This is a genomic window from Pseudomonas sp. KH_017 (assembly GCF_057840285.1).
Genome location: NZ_CM174509.1, coordinates 3,793,567 through 3,812,747, shown reverse-complemented (window position 1 = coordinate 3,812,747; position 19,181 = coordinate 3,793,567). Strand labels below are relative to the sequence as shown.

At 62.0% G+C, this 19,181-nt stretch carries 17 protein-coding genes and 2 pseudogenes; 9 read left to right on the top strand and 10 right to left on the bottom strand.

Translation table 11 applies throughout. The features are described 5' to 3' along the window. The first annotated feature begins 175 nt into the window (after nt 1-175). On the top strand, nt 176-628 hold the full coding sequence (locus AC3IT6_RS17345) for a cupin domain-containing protein (RefSeq protein WP_489351461.1): 453 nt from the start codon (nt 176-178) through the stop codon (nt 626-628). A 14-nt stretch (nt 629-642) separates the two neighbouring features. Here AC3IT6_RS17345 and AC3IT6_RS17340 read toward each other — a convergent pair whose 3' ends face one another. Next, nucleotides 643-1,530: a LysR family transcriptional regulator gene (locus AC3IT6_RS17340; RefSeq protein ID WP_489351459.1), complete on the bottom strand. Its 888-nt coding sequence runs from the start codon at nt 1,528-1,530 to the stop codon at nt 643-645. 216 nt (nt 1,531-1,746) lie between these two features. Between AC3IT6_RS17340 and AC3IT6_RS17335 the strand changes: the two genes are divergently transcribed. From AC3IT6_RS17335 to AC3IT6_RS17310, 6 genes are all read left to right on the top strand, one after another. After that, nucleotides 1,747-3,147, top strand: a complete 1,401-nt coding sequence (locus AC3IT6_RS17335; protein WP_489351457.1) for an MFS transporter — start codon at nt 1,747-1,749, stop codon at nt 3,145-3,147. Between the two features lie 157 nt (nt 3,148-3,304). Then, on the top strand, nt 3,305-5,308 hold the full coding sequence (locus AC3IT6_RS17330) for an aminotransferase class I/II-fold pyridoxal phosphate-dependent enzyme (RefSeq protein ID WP_489351455.1): 2,004 nt from the start codon (nt 3,305-3,307) through the stop codon (nt 5,306-5,308). Nucleotides 5,309-5,335: 27 nt separating this feature from the next. Next, nucleotides 5,336-6,118 (top strand): transporter substrate-binding domain-containing protein, encoded by a 783-nt coding sequence (locus tag AC3IT6_RS17325; RefSeq protein WP_489351453.1) that lies wholly within the window; start codon nt 5,336-5,338, stop codon nt 6,116-6,118. 179 nt (nt 6,119-6,297) lie between these two features. Next, a complete protein-coding gene (locus AC3IT6_RS17320; protein ID WP_489351451.1) occupies nt 6,298-7,011 on the top strand; it encodes an ABC transporter permease in 714 nt (237 codons plus the stop codon). An 18-nt stretch (nt 7,012-7,029) separates the two neighbouring features. Beyond that, entirely contained in the window at nt 7,030-7,728 is a 699-nt protein-coding gene (locus AC3IT6_RS17315) for an ABC transporter permease (RefSeq protein ID WP_489351449.1), read from the top strand. After that, a complete protein-coding gene (locus AC3IT6_RS17310; RefSeq protein WP_489351447.1) occupies nt 7,728-8,732 on the top strand; it encodes a DMT family transporter in 1,005 nt (334 codons plus the stop codon). Before AC3IT6_RS17315 ends, AC3IT6_RS17310 begins: the two co-directional genes overlap by 1 nt. On the opposite strand, the pseudogene AC3IT6_RS17305 reads toward AC3IT6_RS17310, so the two are convergent. Further along, a pseudogene (locus AC3IT6_RS17305) lies at nt 8,688-9,173 on the bottom strand (TetR family transcriptional regulator C-terminal domain-containing protein); the annotation flags it as partial. The gene AC3IT6_RS17310 and the pseudogene AC3IT6_RS17305 sit on opposite strands and share 45 nt — an antisense overlap. A 171-nt stretch (nt 9,174-9,344) precedes the next feature. Between AC3IT6_RS17305 and AC3IT6_RS17300 the strand changes: the two are divergent. Beyond that, a complete protein-coding gene (locus AC3IT6_RS17300; RefSeq protein ID WP_489351445.1) occupies nt 9,345-10,361 on the top strand; it encodes a M14 family zinc carboxypeptidase in 1,017 nt (338 codons plus the stop codon). 45 nt (nt 10,362-10,406) lie between these two features. On the opposite strand, the pseudogene AC3IT6_RS17295 reads toward AC3IT6_RS17300, so the two are convergent. Continuing rightward, a pseudogene (locus AC3IT6_RS17295) lies at nt 10,407-10,586 on the bottom strand (DUF6124 family protein); the annotation flags it as partial. Nucleotides 10,587-10,809: 223 nt separating this feature from the next. Here AC3IT6_RS17295 and AC3IT6_RS17290 point away from each other — a divergent pair. Further along, nucleotides 10,810-11,268: an HvfA family oxazolone/thioamide-modified RiPP metallophore gene (locus AC3IT6_RS17290; protein ID WP_489351443.1), complete on the top strand. Its 459-nt coding sequence runs from the start codon at nt 10,810-10,812 to the stop codon at nt 11,266-11,268. 270 nt (nt 11,269-11,538) lie between these two features. On the opposite strand, the gene AC3IT6_RS17285 is transcribed toward AC3IT6_RS17290, so the two are convergent. The 7 genes from AC3IT6_RS17285 to AC3IT6_RS17255 all read right to left on the bottom strand — a co-directional run bounded on the left by AC3IT6_RS17285 (nt 11,539) and on the right by AC3IT6_RS17255 (nt 19,058). Then, nucleotides 11,539-12,582 (bottom strand): DUF3592 domain-containing protein, encoded by a 1,044-nt coding sequence (locus AC3IT6_RS17285; RefSeq protein ID WP_489351441.1) that lies wholly within the window; start codon nt 12,580-12,582, stop codon nt 11,539-11,541. A 280-nt stretch (nt 12,583-12,862) separates the two neighbouring features. Further along, nucleotides 12,863-13,630: a phosphonate ABC transporter, permease protein PhnE gene (gene phnE / locus AC3IT6_RS17280; protein WP_409078710.1), complete on the bottom strand. Its 768-nt coding sequence runs from the start codon at nt 13,628-13,630 to the stop codon at nt 12,863-12,865. Continuing rightward, nucleotides 13,627-14,454 carry a PhnE/PtxC family ABC transporter permease gene (locus tag AC3IT6_RS17275; protein ID WP_414913312.1) on the bottom strand — a complete coding sequence of 276 codons (828 nt, stop codon included), beginning with the start codon at nt 14,452-14,454 and terminating at the stop codon, nt 13,627-13,629. Before AC3IT6_RS17275 ends, phnE begins: the two co-directional genes overlap by 4 nt. Next, complete coding sequence (locus tag AC3IT6_RS17270; protein ID WP_489351438.1) at nt 14,448-15,245, bottom strand: phosphonate ABC transporter ATP-binding protein; 798 nt, start codon at nt 15,243-15,245, stop codon at nt 14,448-14,450. The genes AC3IT6_RS17275 and AC3IT6_RS17270 overlap by 7 nt, the downstream gene beginning before the upstream one ends. Next, the gene (locus tag AC3IT6_RS17265) at nt 15,242-16,093 is read right to left on the bottom strand and encodes a putative selenate ABC transporter substrate-binding protein (protein WP_489351436.1); all 852 of its coding nucleotides are present in this window, start codon (nt 16,091-16,093) and stop codon (nt 15,242-15,244) included. The genes AC3IT6_RS17270 and AC3IT6_RS17265 overlap by 4 nt, the downstream gene beginning before the upstream one ends. A gap of 413 nt (nt 16,094-16,506) precedes the next feature. Further along, nucleotides 16,507-17,685 (bottom strand): trans-sulfuration enzyme family protein, encoded by a 1,179-nt coding sequence (locus AC3IT6_RS17260; RefSeq protein WP_489351434.1) that lies wholly within the window; start codon nt 17,683-17,685, stop codon nt 16,507-16,509. Beyond that, nucleotides 17,682-19,058, bottom strand: coding sequence for a pyridoxal-phosphate dependent enzyme (locus AC3IT6_RS17255; protein WP_489351432.1), 1,377 nt, complete (start codon nt 19,056-19,058; stop codon nt 17,682-17,684). Before AC3IT6_RS17255 ends, AC3IT6_RS17260 begins: the two co-directional genes overlap by 4 nt. Nucleotides 19,059-19,181: the final 123 nt, after the last annotated feature.

Here is a 19,181-nt window from a genome sequence, read left to right as displayed (position 1 = left end):
GCGTGCCCTCGGCTGCGGCTTTGTATCCGCAGGTATCCGCAACACCCGCCGTTACCCGGGCATACAAAACCGCCGTTTCCCGACACCCGGACGATACACGGCGGCCTTCAAATGGAACCACCGGCATCGCGCCACTTTCGGCGCGGCCTGGCGTGGTTCAACTGGAGGAAAGACAATGTTGCGTACCCACACCCGTCACACCCTCGGCAAGCTTGGCCTCGTCCTGGCCGCCGCAGGACTCGCCACTTTCGCGAGCCTCTCACAAGCCCAGGAAGCACAGCCGGCCCCGGCGATGAAAAGCTGGCAGCAGGGCCTGCATCGCACCGACCTGGTACGCGAAGACCTGGGCGCCGCGGATCGCGAAGTCCTTCAGGTGCTGGTGGACTTCGATCAGGGCGTGACGTCGCCCAAACATGCTCACCCGGGTGTCGAGGTGGCGCATGTGATCAGCGGTACCTTCGAGTATCAACTGGAAGGGCGGGCACCGGTGACGCTCAAGGCCGGTGATTCGTTGTACATCCCCGAAGGCGTCGCCCATGTGGCGAAAAACGTGGGTCAGGACAAGGCCTCGGAACTGGCGACCTACATCGTGAACAAAGGCGAGCCGCTGCTGATCCTGAAGGAATAGGCGGCCCACCGGGGTTATTGCTGACTGCAAACCTCCCACACACAACCGCGCAGCCAGCGATGCGCCGGGTCGGCGTCCATGCGCGGGTGCCACAGCATCGAAACCGTGATCGCCGGCGTGGGGAAGGGCAGGGCAAAGCAGTGCATCCCCTGGCACAGGTTGCCGACGTGCCGCTGCGGTACGCTGGCGACCAGGTCTGAAGCCCGCGCCAATGCAATCGCCGAAGAGAAACCGGCGACAATGGTGGCGATGTCCCGCTTCAGTCCCAGCTCATTCAAGGCGTCGTCCATGACGCCTTTTTCGTGGCCCCGGCGCGAGACCAGAATGTGCCGGGCGGCAGCATAACGAACAGGCGTCATCTCGGCACGAGCCAGTGGATGACCCTTGCGCACGACGCCAATGAACCGGTCGCGAAACAGCATCCGGGTGCGCACTTCCGGGCTGGTGGATTCGCCGATCACACCGGTTTCCAGATCCACCGAGCCTTCGCGCAGCAGGGTGCTGTCCTTGTTCAGCTTCTGCACGAAATTCAGGCGGACACCGGGTGCCTCCTGATGGATACGGGCGATCAGTGGCGGCCCAAAATTCTCCACGAAGCCATCGCTGGTGCGCAGGGTGAAGGTGCGCACCAGTTGATCGAGATCGAGTGCCTCGGCGGGGCGCAGGACAGCTTCGGCGTCCTGCACCAGCGCGCCGACGCGCTCACGCAGCTCCAGCGCCCGGGGCGTGGGAACCAGTCCGCGCCCGGCCCGCACCAGCAGCGGATCGCCCGTGGTTTCGCGCAATCTTGCCAGCGCCCGGCTCATGGCTGACGGACTCAGGCGCAAACGCTGCGCAGCGCGGGCCACGCTGCCTTCTTCGAGCAACACGTTCAGGGTGATCAACAGATTCAGATCGGACATCGAATCAATTCCTTTGGGAGCGGGCTTGCTCGCGAAGGCGGCATCACATTCAGCAATGATGTCGACTGACACACCGCTTTCGCGAGCAAGCCCGCTCCCACATTGGTTTGTAAGTAGGTGGCGTTATATGCACATATAAAGTGCAATTGCTGCGTCTTCCGCCATGTTATGGCCGGGCTTAGGCTTCGGACAACCTGTTTGCGGAGTCGCGAGAAAATGAAGTCCATATCGATTCGGGGAGCCTTGGCCAGCCTGTCGTTATCCATGCTGCTGTCGTCCCTGGGCACCAGCATTGCCAACGTGGGTTTACCGACACTGGCCGAGGCGTTTTCAGCGTCGTTCCAGGCCGTGCAGTGGGTGGTGCTCGCCTACTTGCTGAGCGTCACCGCGCTGATCGTCAGCGTCGGCCGGCTCGGCGACCTCATGGGGCGGCGGCGATTGCTGCTGATCGGCATTGTGGTGTTTACCGTCGCTTCGCTCCTCTGCGCCCTGGCGCCCAATCTGTGGCTGCTGATTGCCGCCCGTGCCTTACAGGGCGTCGGCGCGGCGACCATGATGGCGCTGACCATGGCGCTGGTGAGCGGGGCGGTGCCCAAGGAAAAAATGGGCAGCGCGATGGGCGTGCTCGGCACGATGTCAGCGATTGGCACCTCACTGGGGCCGACGCTTGGCGGCGTGTTGATTGCCCAGGTGGGCTGGCAGGGGATTTTTCTGCTGAACCTACCCTTGGGTGTCTTGGCGATTGGGCTCACGCTCTACTTTTTGCCGAATGATCGCAGTGAGAAGAGGGCGGATCGAGCAGGCTTCGATGTGCCCGGCACGCTGGTGCTGGTTCTGACGCTGCTGGCTTTTGCACTGGCAATGACCATTGGGCGTGGCACCTTGGGGCCGCTGAACATCACGCTGTTGCTGGTGACAGTTGTTGGGCTGGGCGTGTTTGTATTCGTCGAGCACACAGCCGAGTCGCCTCTGGTTCGATTGGCGATGTTCCGTAACTCGCAGATGAGCGCAGGATTCGTCATGAGTATGCTGGTGACCACCGTGGTCATGGCGACCATGGTGGTAGGGCCGTTTTACCTCACTGGTGCACTGGCGTTGAATGCAGTGAGCGTTGGGCTGGCGATGTCGACAGGACCGCTGGTAGCCGCGCTGGCAGGCGTACCGGCGGGCAGATGGGTCGACCGCTTGGGCGCGTATCGAGCCAGCACGACTGGATTGATCGCCATGTTGACTGGCGCTTGCATCCTGCCGGCCCTGCCGATGGCGTTCGGTGTGCCCGGCTACATCGTGCCGCTTGCTGTCATTACCGCCGGTTATGCGCTGTTCCAGGCGGCCAACAATACCGCCGTCATGCTGGAAATCGAGGCGCAGCAGCGTGGTGTGGTTTCCGGTTTGCTCGGGTTGTCGCGCAATCTCGGGCTGATCACGGGCGCCTCGGTCATGGGCGCTGTGTTCGCCTTCGGCACGGCCAGCGACGATATTTTGCAGGCGCAACCTGAGGCCATCGCGCAGGGGATGCGGTTGACGTTTGCGGTGGCTGCGGGGCTGATTCTCGTGGCCCTGGTGCTGGGAGCCGTCAGCAAAATCGTTTCACGTCGCTTGATTGCGCCGTGCTGAAAAACGGCGCGACTGTCGTGAAAACGACCTGTTTGCGCTGAACGCGAAGCCTCGCCAGTTTTCTGTTGAACGAGTGTTCAGTCTGGACTATGTTGGGGGCCACCTTCCCCCGGCTGGTTGCGGGCTTGCGTTTCTTCAATTCGAACGAGGCACTGGCATGCGGTTTTCACCCTTTGTTGAACGGATCAGTGGCCAAGGCGTTGCCGCCTGGGATATCCACTACGCGGCCAGCGCGGCACAGCGCAAAGGCGAGGACGTGATCATCCTCAGCGTCGGCGACCCGGATTTCCCCACCCCCGATTTCATTACCGATGCCGCCATCCACGCCTTGCGTGAAGGGGATACCCACTACACCGAGATCGCCGGTCGCCAGGCCTTGCGCGAGGCCATTGCCGGCCGCTACAGCCAGTTGATCGACCGCGAACTGCAGGCGTCGAACGTCATTCTCACGGCAGGTGCGCAGAACGCCTTGTTCGCCACCTCGATGTGCCTGCTCGGTGCCGGCGATGAAGTGATTGCCTTCGATCCGATGTACGTCACCTACGAAGCGACGCTCAAGGCGTCCGGCGCCACGCTGGTGCGGGTGCCTTGCGCGGCGGACTCGGGTTTTCGCCTCGATGCCGCCGTGTTGGCCAAGGCCATTACCCCGCGCACTCGGGCGATTTTCTTCTCCAACCCGAACAACCCCACCGGCGTGGTACTGGGTCGCGAAGAGCTGCAAGCCATCGCCGAACTCGCCATCGCCCATGACCTGTGGGTGGTGGTGGACGAGGTCTACGAGAGCCTCGCCTACGAGCGTGAACACCTGAGCCTGGCGGCGTTGCCGGGCATGGCCGAGCGCTGCGTGGTGATCGGCAGCCTGTCCAAATCCCATGCCATGACCGGTTGGCGCATCGGCTGGGTCGTGGCCAATGAAGCCTTGGTCAATCATGTCGAAACCCTGGTGTTGAGCATGCTGTACGGCTTGCCCGGGTTTGTCATGGAAGCGGCGCTCAAGGCCGTGCAGTCCCATGACGAAGTCACCCACGGCATGCGCGAGATCTATCGCCGGCGCCGCGATCTGGTGGTGTCCGGCCTGGCGGATTGCCCGGGCATCAGCGTGCTCAACCCCGATGCCGGCATGTTCGTACTGGTGGACGTACGCGGCACCGGCCTGACCTCGCTGGAATTCGCCTGGCGCCTGCTGCGCGAAGCCGGTGTCTCGGTGCTGGATGCTGCGGCATTCGGTGAGCCGGCCCAGGGGTTTGTGCGGCTGTCGTTCACCCTCAGTGACGAGCGATTGGCCCAGGCCTGCCAGCGTATTCGCGGCTTTGTCCAGGTACTCAATGGTGAAGCGCCGCGGCCGGTGATCGGCACGGTGACCAGCCCCGCGACCGTCGAACCGGTCGCGGCCAAGACCATGATCGAGGTCGATGGCCTGCACAAACGCTTCGGCAATATCGAAGTGCTCAAGGGCGTTTCCCTGACCGCCCGCGAGGGCGACGTGATCTCCTTGATCGGTGCCAGCGGCTCGGGCAAAAGTACCTTGCTGCGCTGCATCAACATGCTCGAAGTGCCGGACCAGGGGCGCATCCTGGTTGATGGCGAAAGCATTCACCTTAACCAGAATCGCCCCGGCGCACCGCTGGTGTCGGACGCCAAGCAGCTGGTGCGCATCCGTTCCAGCCTGGGCATGGTGTTCCAGAACTTCAACCTCTGGCCCCATCGCACGGTGCTGGAAAACCTCATCGAAGCGCCGACCCAGGTCTTGCGTGAAAGCCGTGCGGAGGCCACTGAACGGGCCGAAGCCCTGCTCGAGCGCGTCGGGCTTGCGGCCAAGCGCAACGAGTACCCGGCGTTTCTCTCCGGGGGACAGCAACAACGGGTGGCCATCGCCCGGGCCCTGGCCATGCGGCCCAAGGTCATGCTGTTCGATGAACCCACCTCGGCACTCGACCCGGAACTGGTCGGGGAAGTGCTGCGGGTGATCCGCTCCCTCGCCGAAGAAGGCCGGACCATGATCCTGGTGACCCATGAAATGGCCTTTGCACGCGATGTCTCTTCCAAAGTCGCCTTTTTGCATCAAGGGCTGATCGAGGAAACCGGTTCGCCGGACGAAGTGTTCGTACACCCACGCAGCGAGCGTTGCCGGCAATTCGTCAACGCTCATCAGACTCGCTAACTCATCATAAAAAGACGGGAAAACAACATGGGAAATCGACGTTTTGCAAACTGGTTGACCGGTGCGGCCTGCGTAATGCTGGCCGGTATGAGTGCCGCCCAAGCGCAACCGATCAGGTTCGCGGTCGCAGCCGAACCTTATCCGCCGTACACCGAAAAGCAGGCCAACGGCGTGTGGAAAGGTTTTGAAGTCGACCTGATCCACAAGCTGTGCAGCGAAATGAAAGCCGAATGCGAGATCAAGGAAGTGGCGTGGGACGGCATCATTCCGTCGCTGCTGGCGAAGAAGATCGACGTGATCTTTTCCTCGATGTCGGTGACCGAAGAACGGGAAAAACAGATCGCCTTCAGCAAGGCCTACTACGACTCGGTGATTGCTCTCGTCGGCCCGAAAGAGGCGGCGGTGAAGAAGTACCCGGATGACCTCAAGGGCAAGATCATCGGCGTGCAGAACTCGACCGTGAGCGCCAGCTACCTGAAGACCTATTACGAAAAAATTGCCGACGTTAAGTACTACGACACCCAGGACTCGGCCAATGCCGACCTGATTGCCGGGCGCATCGACCTGATGATGGCCGACGGCACTGCCATGGCCGCGTTCATCAAGACCCCGGACGCCAAGGACCTGGCCTACCTCGGCACCGTGCCGTATGACCCGATCTTCGGCAAAGGCGTGGGCGCCGGCCTGCGCAAGGACGACACCGAGCTCAAGGCCAGACTGGACAAGGCCATCCAGGAATTGCTGGCGAGCAAGGACTACGACGAGCTGTCCCAGAGCTACTTCGGCACCAGCGTGAAGCCTGCGTTCTGATGGCTGGCTAAACGCAACACTTGCGCAGACGCAAATCTCCTGTGGGAGCGGCGGTGCGACGATTCGACTTGCTCGCGAAGGCGGCATCACATTCAGCAATGATGTCGACTGACACACCGCTTTCGCGAGCAAGCCCGCTCCCACATGGGAAGGTGCAGATCCGCCAACTGGAGACTGAAATGCCGGCAATGTTCGATCTGATCAATTTCACCGAGCAGGGATGGGGCAGTGCGCTGTTGAAGGGGCTCTGGATGACCCTGCAGATTTCCGCCGGGGCCTTTGTGCTCGGGTTGGCCATCGGGCTGGTGGTGGCGTGCCTCAAGCTTGGCGCGCCGAAGCCGATTGCAGCGCTGATGCGCGGCTACACCACGGTGTTCCGGGCGGTTCCGGAATTGCTGCTGATTCTGTTGCTGTACTACGTCGGCTCCATGCTCCTCAATTCGCTGATGTCCCAACTCGGCTACGGCGTGGTCAATGTCAGCGGTCCGCTGGCGGCCATCGTGGTGCTGGGGCTGGTGCAGGGTGCCTACGCCTCGGAGATTTTCCGCGCGGCGATCCAGGCGATTCCCTTCGGCCAGATCGAAGCGGGCAAGGCGTTCGGCCTCAGCGGTTTCGGGCTGTTCCGTCGGGTCACGCTGCCGATCATGGCGCCGTATGCGATGGCCGGGATGGCCAACCTGTGGATCAACCTGATCAAGGACAGTGCGCTGATCAGCGTGGTCGGCACCAACGAGCTGCTGTACACCGCCAAGCAAGGCGCGGGGTCGACGCGCCACTATCTGTTGTTCTACCTCACGGCCGCGGCGCTGTATTACGCGGTGACGCTGGTGTCCAACTACCTTTCGGGACGGTTGGAGCGACGCATTCGTCGCTGGATGCCTCTTGTTGACTGAACCGGCAGAGAGAATGAAATGATTCCAGCGTGGATAGTTGAATACGCGGCACTGTTGGGCCGGGGGCTGCAAACCACCCTCGCGATCCTGTTGATCTCCAGTGTGTTCGGTTTTGTCCTGGCGGTGTTGGTGGCGCTGGCGCGGATCTCGAAAAACAAGGTGATCGCCAAGGTCAGCCTGTTCTACACCAGCGTCACCCGCGGGACGCCGTTGCTGATCCAGATCTACATTTTCTACTACGGCCTGGGCAGCCTGTTTGCCCAGTTCCCGCTGATTCGCGGCAGTTTCCTCTGGCCGTACCTGCGCGATGGTTACTGGTACATCGTGTTCGCCCTGGTGGTGTCGGTGGGGGCTTATGTCGGCGAAGTGATTCGCGGTGGCCTGCTGGCGGTGCCCAAGGGTGAAATGGAAGCGGCCTCGGCTTTTGGCATGACCGCGCGCCAATCCTTGCTGCGGGTACGCTTGCCCCGGGCGATGCGCCTGTTGCTGCCGACCCTGGCCGGGGAAACCGTGATGCTGCTCAAGTCCACGGCGCTGGCCTCGACCATCGCCGTGATCGATCTGCTCGGTGCCGCCAACGTGGTCCGCGCGCAGACCCTGCAGGTGTACGAACCCTTGTTGCTGGTGGCCGGCGTTTACGTCTGCCTGACGTTCCTGATCGAAGCGCTGTTTGCCTTTGCCGAGCGACGCGGGACGCCGGTACGCAGGTCGGCCTGATGAGTTCGCCACGGGTTGACCGGTCGTTGCAGGGCATTGGCCTGTGCACCTTGGGTTACGCATTCCTGTCGTTGCAGGATGCGGTCATCAAGTGGCTGGTGGCCGACTATTCGGTGGTCACCATTTTGTTCTGGCGCGCCGCCGTGGTGGTCGTGGCAGTGCTGCTGGCGGGGCGCCTGCGCCTGATCCAGCGGGCCTGGCGCTCGCCGAGCCGGCACTTGCTGGTGGTCCGCGGTTTGCTGTCGATTGTCGCCTGGGTGCTGTACTACACGGCGGCCCGGGACCTGACCCTGGCCGAGATGACCACCCTGTATTTTTCCGCGCCGATCATGGTCACGGTGCTGGCAGCGGTGATTCTCAAGGAACGCGCCAGCGGCTGGCAGTGGTTCAGCCTGATCATCGGTTTTGTCGGGGTGGTCATTGCCTGTCGCCCCGACAACATGACCGATCCGTTGCCGATCGTCCTGACCCTGCTGGCGGCGATGTGCTGGGCTTTCACTTACATCCAGCTGCGTCAGGTGGATGAGCAGACCTCAGTGCTGGAGCAGATGCTGATCACCAACGTGGTGTTCGTGATTTGCATGGCGGTCGCACTGCCGTGGACCCACACGCCAGCGCCGACGCCCGCCTGGCTGGGCATGCTCGGCGCCGGCCTGGTGGGCGGTATCGGCCAGTTCCTGTTGTTCGCCAGTTTCCGCCGCGCCACCGCGACCTTGCTCGCGCCGTTCGAATACACCGGGCTGATCTGGGCGTTTGCCCTGTCGAGCCTGGTCTGGGGCACGCTGATGGACATGTCGCTGATGATCGGTGCCGGGCTGATCGCGGTCAGCGGCACCCTGGCGATGATCTTCGGCCGGCATCCGTCACAGGACGTCGTCGGTGCTGAATGCTCCGTGACGCAGCCCCTTTATCCAGCAACGGCAGATGTGCAGTCCGTTAGCGGCGCTGAAGGTCTCGGGGTTCAGGCACCACTCGAGCCAAAGACCGTCGAGCATCGCCGATAAGCCGATGGCGGCCAGGCGCGTGTCGTGAATCACGAAGCCTTCGCTGGCGGCCAGCCCGTCGAGCAACTGGCGGATCAGATCAAGGTAGGCGCGGTAGCTTTTTTCGTGGGACTGGCTGACGTGTTCGGAGTGACGGATCAGGCTCCAGAACACCACCCACACGCCGAGCAGTTTCGGGTCCATGACCCTGGGCGAGAACGAGCCTTCGAGGAAGGCATCGATCTTTTGCGCGGGGGTCTCGGCCTGCTCGATTTCCTGGAGCAGGGCGGTGGTCAGCTCACTCGCGAGCCGCTGGTAGGTGTCGGCGATCAGTGCCTCGATGCTGCCGAAGTGGTGGTTGAGCAACCCCACGGACACTCCGGCCTCGGTGGCGATGCGCCGTACGGAAATCCCGGCGTGACCGTCGCGGCCCAGGCAGCGCAGGGTGGCAGCCACCAGCATTTCGCGACGGTCATCGGGTTCGGCGCGGCGGTTTTTCGGGGCATCGGTTGTCACAAGGCTGTCCTTGGGTGAGGTTCCACGATGCCGAGCTTAGTTGAACGTCTGTTCAATCACCAGCCTCGGCAGCAGCGATACAACGTTTTTCAAGGTTCATGACGGGAGGGAAAGCCAATGCCGCAGGATATTTCATTCAGTGTTCGCAACAACAACGGTGATGCCGTGCGAGTCGGTGCCTGGCGCTATGCAGGCGACGGCAGCGGGCCAAACGTACACCTGCAGGCCGGCGTACATGCCGATGAAATCGCCGGGATGCTGGTCCTGCACCTGCTGATGCAACGACTGCAAACCGCCAAATCCCAAGGCCGGCTCAAGGGTAATGTGACCGTGGTGCCGCAGGCCAATCCGCTGGGTATCGGGCAGTTTCGCCAGGGGCGGATCCTCGGCCGCTATCACGACGCCACCGGGCAAAACTTCAATCGCGCGTTCGACCAGTCGGCGGTCATGGAGCGACCTTCGACCTGCGTTCAGCTATGGCAAAAGCAACTGGTGCAACTGGCCGCCCCGGCCGATGTGATGCTCGACCTGCACACCGATGACGAGGCCTTGCCGTACCTGTACGTGCACCGCAGTTTCTGGCCCCGTGGCCGCGAACTGGCGGCGGCAATGAAGATGGACGTGGCGATTATCTGGGATGACGGCGGCGATGGCTCCTTCGAGGAAACCATCATTGCCCCGTGGATACGCGACGGGGTGACTGCTGGACGCATGGCTGCGACCCTGGAGCTGCGCGGGCAGGGCGATGTCAGCGACCGTTTTGCCGAGTCGGATGCCGAAGGGTTGTACAACTGGCTGTGCAGTTGCGGCGTCATCGATGAGTCAGTGGCGCCCGCTGACTGGCCCGTTGAAGCCGTGGAAATGGGCCACATGGAAACCATCATCGCCCCGCAACCCGGCGTGTTGATCTTCGAAAAGGAGCTGGGGGATTTCGTCGAGGAAGGCCAGCGCTTTGCACGGATTCTCGGGCGGCCGGGCGACCCGACCTCCGAAGTGGTGCTGCACGCCGAACAAGCGGGGCGCCTGGTGACGCGCTATCGCGATCGCCTTATACCCCAGGGCATGGGGGTGGCGAAATTCACCGGCAGCCGGGTGTCGCGAAACTGGAGTGGCGGGTTGTTGGATCCGAACTGAGCCTCGCCCTCGCCACAGGGCCAGCGTTAGCCACAGATTCAGTAATTACTCGGGCGGGTCGATTTGGTCCAGCACCCGGTTCGCCGTGATTTCCGCCAGCATCACGCTGTTGGAAATCCCCAGCGGGGCATTTCGCGATCCGCCGTCCAGATGATCCACCAACTGGTGCACCATCACATCGATCGAGGTCAGGGTCTCGACCAGATACACCATCAGGCTTTCGCTGTGATCAACTGACTACCGGCTTTCGTGTATCGCTGTGTATCAGGGCACGGGATCCGCGTACAGCCATACAAAACCAGCGCTTTACGGATACAGCCGGGATACACCGCCGGGGCCAAATAGACCTGGCAAAGCGAGATGCACAACGTACCTCGCAACCAGGTTTATCAACCCTTGTGGTACGACCAATAACGGTCCAGCCGCGCAAATGATCCGGAGTATCAACATGTCTCGTATCCAGTCGAACAAAACCCGTATTGGCCTGATCGCTGTTGCACTGGTCGGCGGTATCAACTTCGCGTCCTCCGCGTTTTCCGCTGAAGCCTTGCCTCAGGGCTATCAGTTGGCTTCCGCGGAGAAGACCAGCGAAGGCAAGTGTGGCGAAGGCAAGTGCGGTGCCGAAGCCAGCGCGCAAAAGACCCAGGCCGAGGGCAAGTGCGGTGAAGGCAAGTGCGGCGATGCTTCTTTCGCGCGCACCGACACCGATGATGACGGCCGCGTATCGCTCAAGGAACTGCTGGCCGTGGCGCCCAAGGGCACCGAGGAATTCAAGGCGATGGACACCAACAGCGACGGTTTCCTGTCCGAAGGTGAGGTGTACAAGTTCCGCACCAACCAGTTCATCTCCAACGGCAAGAAAGTGCCGACCGAGTTGTTCACTAAGCTGAGCCAGGCTAAAGACTGATCAGCCGCAAACAAAAAACCCTTCCTGTGTTGACGCGCAGGAAGGGTTTTTGGCGTGGGCAGTACTGGTTTGGTCGTCAGGCGCGAAATTGCACTGTACTTGACCACCGGTTGCATCGGATTTGACCAGTAGGCTTTGTAACGATGACCGGCAGAGAACGGCCAGAAGCTGCCTGCTGGAACCGGCTGAAATCGACCCGAAGCAGTCTTCGCTAACGATTGAACTCACAGGCCTGAACAGCCGTTCGGGCAGGTCCGGCGGCATGATGGGTCAGCCCGAAAATAAGTACTTGCCTTTGATTTTCCTGGGGCTGACGAAGACGAAGTCTGGAAAGATTTTTCCTCGGACGTACCAAACAAAAGCCAGGATAGCGATACTTATAGCTAATGCGATAGCGGTTGTTGCCGGACTCGATGTAAACCCCGCAAGCGATCTTGGGAATTGGGGAAGCGCAAGGAGTATGTACGCGTTGTAGGCGCCGACGCGATGCTTGTAGAAGCCCCATACCAAAAACAAGGGAATCAAGGTCATTGAAACACCCATAACCCATTTGGCCGTTGGTCCCATCCTGGCGCCGATATCCAATCCCAGAATGAATGCAATCAAAGCCTGGGCGAGCATTATCGTGATGAGAATATTGACCTTGCGATCGTGCTCGTCACAACGAATTGGATCTGCATACGAGGCTATAAAGTAAGCAAGTTGACTGTCTTTTACACCCCGCCCGGAGAGTTGTGAAAACACTTCCGACTTTGCAGTGCCGGCGGCGAGTAGCTCACGAACTTTTTTCTGAACTTCTTTCTTGCTCAAAGTTGAATGTGAAATGCTTTCTCTTTGCGTCAACTTGACAGATTTCTTAGCAGGAAACACCAGGACAGCTACGGCCCCGATAAAGGTTAGCGTGCCCAAGAAAACGCCGATGTAAAAACCCCCACCTAGTGAGTAAGTACCTGGCTTCACTCTACCCTGCTTTGCAGGGTCGACAAGAATTTCGATCACTTTTCCTTCCCTGAATGTTGCAACTGATCTTTCGACCGACTCCAGGCTGGTCCTGCAGGGCCGCTGCGATATTTCGAGCGGATAAGTGTATTGCTGTCCGTTCAACTCAAAGGTCACGTTAACCAGAGGGCAATAGGTCATACCCTTACTGCGCATCTCCTCAGAAATGGAGACAGTGGCGACTGTGGCATTCAACTTCTGCCAAGTCTTCGTCTCGTCCACCTCCTTGTACGAGGAAAGAGACACAAGAAGGCAGAGCAAGGCAAAGAAAAATAAAACAACGAACAGGGCCGTCCTTAGCAAGAAGGTCTTCATAAGGCTCCTTGGCCAACGTGAAATGGAGGTCAGTTGGGAAATGACACCTTGGCGGCAAGTCCCCCTGCGCGCGGTGTAATGATGCACTGAGGTTAGTCCGTAGATACTCAAATGCAATGCAACTTCCCGCGCTTCCGCTCCTGGCCGGTTTCTGCCGGTTCCCACCGGCAGTTTTGGGTCGTTTTCTGCCAGTCATAGCCATAAAACGCGCTAGTCAACTCCATACAAATGGTTGCTCAGCTCGAATGCAATCAGGTGAGCAAATCCATCCAATCGCCCATTACGCCTTGACCCACCGCTGGCGACTCCAGCTGCTCAGCCCATCAACGGCAAACACCAGCACCAACATCGCCAAAATCACCGTACTGGCCTGGGCTTCCTGGAACAGGCTGAGGCTGACATAGAGCATCTGCCCCAAACCGCCGGCACCGACAAATCCGAGCACGCTGGCCATGCGGATGTTGTTTTCCCAGCGGTACAGGATGTACGCCAACAGCTGCGGAAACAGGTTGGGCAGGGTGCCGTAGCAGAAAGCCCAGACGACGTTGCCGCCCTGCAGACGGATGGCTTCGGCCGGTTGCGGCGGGGTGTTTTCCAGTGCTTCGGCGAACAATCGACCCAGTACCCCGGTGGTGTGCATGGCCAGTGCCAGGGTCCCGGCGTTGGGGCCGAGTCCGGCGGCCAGCACCATCAGCGCGGCCCACACCAGTTCGGGAATGGCGCGCAGGGCGTTCAGCACCAGGCGCGACGCACTCTGCAACGGCCAGCCGAAACGCCCGGCCGCCGGCAGTGCCAGCACCAGGCCGAACACCGCCGCGAGCAGGGTGCCGAGGGCGGACATCGCCATGGTTTCCACGGCGCCACGGCCAATGGCTTGCAGATGGCCGGCGCTCAGGTCCGGGCTGAGAAAACGCAGCACGTAGGCGCCCATCTGCTTCAGGTTACCGCTGCCACCCAGTTCGCCGAGGTCGATGCCCAGATAGCGGAACGAAGCAACGACAGCTGCGCCAATGCACAGGATCAGCAGCAGGTTGATCAGGCGATTCATGCGAACCTCCAGCGCAGCAGGCGGCTGATCTGATCGGCGAACAGCACCAGGACGAAAAAGGTCAGCAACATGCTCGCCACTTCACCGCCGGCGAACATGCGCAACGACAAGTCGATTTGCTGGCCCAGCCCGCCGGCGCCGACGAAGCCCATCACCACCGAGGCGCGGATCGCGCATTCCCAGCGGTACACCGTGTACGACAGCAACTCCGCCGCGACATTGGGCAGGATGCCGTAGCAGAACGCCGCCAACCGGCCACTGCCGGCTTGCAGCAGTGAGTGGGCGGGACGCTGGTCGACCGACTCGAAGATTTCCGCGTAGACCTTGCCCAGCATGCCGCTGTAGGTGATGGCAATGGCCAGCACCCCGGCCGTCGGGCCAAGGCCGACAGCGCGCACGAACAGCAAGGCCCAGACGATTTCCGGCACGCTGCGCAGGAAGATCAGCAGCCCGCGCACTGGCCAGCGCAACAGTCGGCCGAGAGCGCTTGGGCGACCACTGCGTGAGGCTGCGGACAGCGACAGTGCGCGGCTGGCCAACAAGCTGGCGGGCACGGCCAACATCAAGGCCAGGGCCATGCCGGCGGTGGCGATGGCCAGGGTTTGCAACGTGGCTTGCCACAGTAGCTGAAGGAACTCTTCACCATGGGCAGGCGGCCAGAAGGCGGAGACAAACCGGCCCATCTCACTCTGGCTGTCGGCCTGGAGCAGCACACCCAGGTCCAGTTCGCTGAAATGAATACCGGGCCACAGCAGGGCAAGCGCCAACAGACTGAGCAGCAGGCGGGGCAGGGTGGCCGGGTCTCGTGTATCGCGCGTCAGCATCGTGGAATCTGCAGGCTCAAGGGCGCCACCGGAACGGGTGGCGACAGCAGTTGCTCGTTGGCGTAGAGCTTGTCGAGCAAATCGTGGTCGACGTCGCTGGCGGGAAGGTCGAACAGGACCTGACCGTCACGCAAACCGATGATGCGCGAGAAGTGCGTCAGGGCCAGTTCCACCGCATGCAGGCTGGCGACCAGCGTCACCTTGTGTTCCCGGGCGTGGCGGCAGAGGATCGACAGGGTGTGCCCGGCCAGTACCGGGTCCATCGCCGACACCGGCTCATCGGCCAGCAGCACTTCGGGCGCCTGGTATAGCACCCGGGCAATACCCACGCGCTGCAGTTGGCCGCCGGACAATTGCTGGCACTGGGCGAACAGCTTGTCACCCAGGTCCAGCTTGACCAGTGCCGCCCGCGCGCCCGGAACATCTACCGGATGCAGCAGGCTCAGCAGGCTTTTGGCAAAACCCCATTGGCCCAGCTTTCCGGCCAGCACCGCGGTGACCACCCGTTGCCGCGGTGGCAGGGGTGGTGCCTGATGCACCAGGCCGATGCGCGCCCGCAGCCGTTGGCGCTGTCGGGCGCCGAGCTGCCAGGCGTGCTCGCCGAGCACCTCGACCGCGCCGTCGTCCGGGCGCAGGGCGGTGGCCAGCACGTTGAGCAGGCTCGACTTGCCGGCACCGGACGGACCGATGATTGCGACTTGCTCACCGGCACCGATGTGCAGGTCGACCTCATGCAGCGCACGCACGCCATTGCCGTGGGTGAGGCTGACCCGGTTCAGATGCAAGGTCATTTCAGCAGGTCGGCAGCGCGCGCGGCTTCCTCGATGCCCTTGTAGTTCTCAGGCTTGGTCGCGATGAAGCGGCTGGCGGCTTGCAGGTCCAGAATCGCTTTTTGCTCCGGGTTGGCCGGGTCGAGCGCGAGGAAGGCCGCCTTGATTTTGCCCGCCAGGGCCGGGTCGAGGGTGCCGCGCACGGTCCAGTTGTAGTCGAAGTAGGCCGGCGTGGTGGCGAAGACCTTGACCTTGTCGGTGTCGACCTTGCCGGCCTTGACCAGTTTTTCCCAGACGCTGGCATTGAGCACGCCGGCATCGACCTTGCCCGCCTGAACCCAGGCGACGGTGGCGTCGTGGGCGCCGGAGTAACCGACACGGCTGAAGTAGGTTTCCGGCTTGATGCCGTCCTGCAGCATGAAATAGCGCGGCATCAAACTGCCCGACGTCGACGAGACCGAGCCGAAGGCGAACGATTTGCCCTTGAGGTCGGCCAGCGACTTGACGGCCGGGTCGGCGGTGATGAATTTGCTGGTGAACTGCGCATCCTGTTCACGCTGTACCAGAGGAATGGCATTGCCGGTTTTCAGTCGCGCCTGCACGAAGGTGAAGCCGCCCAGCCAGGCCATGTCGATACGGTCTGTGGCCAGAGCCTCGACCACCGCCGGGTAGTCGGACACCGGTACGAACTCGACCTTCATGCCCAGTTGCTTCTCCAGGTATTCGCCCAGGGGCTTGAACTTGCGCAGCAGTTCGGTGGGGGCTTCGTCGGGAATGGCGCTGACCTTGAGGGTCTCGACAGCCTGTGCCAGCAGGGTGGAAAAGGATAGGGTCAGGCCGACGGCCAATGCCAGGGTACGTTTGAGCATGGAAGTTCTCCGGTTCAATAGCGGAAAAATGTCGATGCGCCCCGCACAAGCTGATTGCTGCACGACGCTTCGTGAGGGTAGACGAAAACGCCGCGATTATAGGGACTCCTGTTTGCTTGACCAGCCTTGCAACAAGACTTAAGGCCAAAAAAAGACCTGTGGGAGCGGGCTTGCTCGCGAAAGCGGTGTGTCAGTCAGCATCAATATCGACTGATCCACCGCCATCGCGAGCAAGCTCGCTCCCACAGGGGATCTCTGGTGAACACCAAATTTTTACATGACAGACATTCAAGTGTGGGAGCGGGCTTGCTCGCGAAAGCGGTATATCAGTCACATCGATGTTGGATGTGCCGCCGTCTTCGCGAGCAAGCCCGCTCCCACAGGTTTTTGCGGTGTCCCACAACTCAGGTGATTTACATCCTTGCCAACGCCTGCGCCAGATCCGCGCGCAAATCCTCGACATCCTCAACCCCCACCGACAGCCGCACCAAGCCATCACCAATCCCCAGTTCCGCGCGGATGTCGGGCGGGATGGTGGCGTGGGTCATGATCGCCGGGTGTTCGATCAGGCTTTCCACGCCGCCCAGGCTTTCGGCCAGGGCGAAGATCTGCACGCTTTCAAGGAAACATTTGGTGCCAGCCAGGTCGCTGTTGAGGTCGAGGGAGATCATCCCGCCGAAACCGTGCATTTGCCGTTGGGCCAGTTCGTGTTGCGGGTGCGACGGCAGGCCGGGGTAGTAGACCCGTGAGACTTGCGGTTGGCGCTCCAGCCACTGCGCCAGCTCCAGCGCGTTGCTGCAATGCCGCTCCATGCGCAGGGCCAGGGTCTTCACGCCGCGCAGGGTGAGGAAGGCATCGAACGGGCCGGCGATGGCGCCGACGGCGTTTTGCAGGAAGCCCAGGCGTTCGGCCAGTTCAGCGTTCTGCCCGACCACGGCGATCCCGCCGATCACGTCGGAGTGACCGTTGAGGTATTTGGTGGTCGAGTGCAGCACGATGTCGAAGCCCAGCTCCAGCGGGCGCTGGATCCAAGGGCTGGCGAAGGTGTTGTCGGCCACGCAGATGATGCCGCGGGCGCGGCAGGTGCGGGCGATGGCGGCCAGGTCGGTGAGGCGCAGCAGCGGATTGCTCGGTGTCTCGACCATGACCATGCGGGTGTCGTCTTGCAGGGAGGCCTCGAACGCCGCCAGGTCGGTCAGGTCGACGAAGCTGAAGCGGTGCCCGGCACTGCGCTGGCGCACCTTGTCGAACAGGCGGAAGGTGCCGCCGTACAGATCGTTGCCCGAGACGATGTGCGAGCCGGCGTCGAGCAGTTCCAACACCGTGGAAATGGTCGCCAGCCCCGAGGCGAAGGCAAAGCCCCGGGTGCCGCCTTCGAGGTCGGCCACGCAGCGCTCCAGCGCCCAGCGCGTCGGGTTGTGCGAACGCCCGTAGTCCAGGCCCTTGTGCACCCCGGGGCTCTGTTGCAGGTAGGTGGAGTTGGCGTAGATCGGCGGCATCAGCGCCCCGGTGGATGGGTCCGGCACTTGCCCGGCGTGGATCACCCGGGTGGCGAAGCCCTGTGGCGGGGCGTTTTTATCCTGTTGACTCATGGCAGGGATCTCCGCAAATGGTTGAGCATGTCGGTTCGGGTAATCAGGCCGTGGAAACCCGAAGCGTCCTTGATGATCGCCACCAGCCCGCGGCCGAGTTCGGCCTCCAGTTCCGCCAACGTGGCGTCGGGTGCCAGGGTTTGCAATTTGTCGGTCATGGCGCTGGATACGGTTTTGCGGAAGTGCGCGGCGTCTTCATGGACCCCCAGCAGGATGTCGGACTCGTCGATCACGCCGACCAGTTGCTGCCCCTTCACCAGTACCGGCAGTTGCGAGACATCCGCCAGGCGCATGCGCTGGAACGCGGTGAGCAGGGTGTCATCCGGGCCGACGCTGATCACCCGGCCATCCTCGAAACGCCGCGCGATCAGGTCGCGCAGGTCGCCGTAGTGCTTGCGTTGCAGCAGGCCCTGATCGTTCATCCACTGGTCGTTGTAGACCTTCGACAGGTAGCGTGTACCGGTGTCGCAGACGAAGCTCACCACCCGCTTCGGCTGGGTCTGTTCGCGGCAGTAACGCAACGCCGCCGCCAGCAGGGTGCCGGTCGATGAGCCGCCAAGAATGCCTTCGGCGCGCAGCAGTTGGCGGGCATGGTCGAAGCTTTCTTCGTCGCTGATCGAATAGGCGTGGCGCACGCTGGACAGGTCGGCAATCGACGGAATGAAGTCTTCGCCAATGCCTTCCACCGCCCAGGAACCGGGGGTGGGGAGGGTGCCACCGCGGCTGTATTCGGCCATCACCGAGCCGACCGGATCGGCCAGGACCATTTCCAGGTCCGGCTGCACCCGTTTGAAGAAGCGGGTCAGGCCGGTGAGGGTGCCGGCCGAACCGACGCCGACGACGATGGCGTCCACATCATGCTGGGTTTGCGCCCAGATCTCCGGCGCGGTGCTGCATTCGTGGGCCAGCGGGTTGGCCGGGTTGTTGAACTGGTCGGCGAAGAACGCATCGGGAATTTCCGCGGCCAGCCGCGCGGCGACGTCCTGGTAATACTCGGGGTGACCCTTGCCGACGTCGGAGCGGGTGATGTGCACCTCGGCGCCCATGGCCTTGAGGTGCAAGACCTTCTCGGTGGACATCTTGTCCGGCACCACCAGCACAACGCGGTAGCCCTTGGCGCGGCCGACCAGGGCCAGGCCGAGGCCAGTGTTGCCGGCGGTGGCTTCGACGATGGTGCCGCCGGGCCTGAGGCGACCATCGCGTTCGGCGGTGTCGATCATGGCCAGACCGATGCGGTCCTTGATCGAACCGCCGGGGTTCTGTGATTCGAGTTTGAGAAACAGCGTACACGGGCCGGTATCGAATCGGCTGACGCGTACCAATGGGGTGTTGCCGATCAGTTCGAGCACGGCAGGACGGGAATTGTCGGGCATGTCATCACTCCTTGCGTGAATCCGCACTGGATGGACAGCAATCCGCGCCGGGTCTTCGCGCCAGTCGCGGGCAATGCATCGCTTGGACCATAGGCCGGGATCGGGTCGACCGCAACCTTGCAC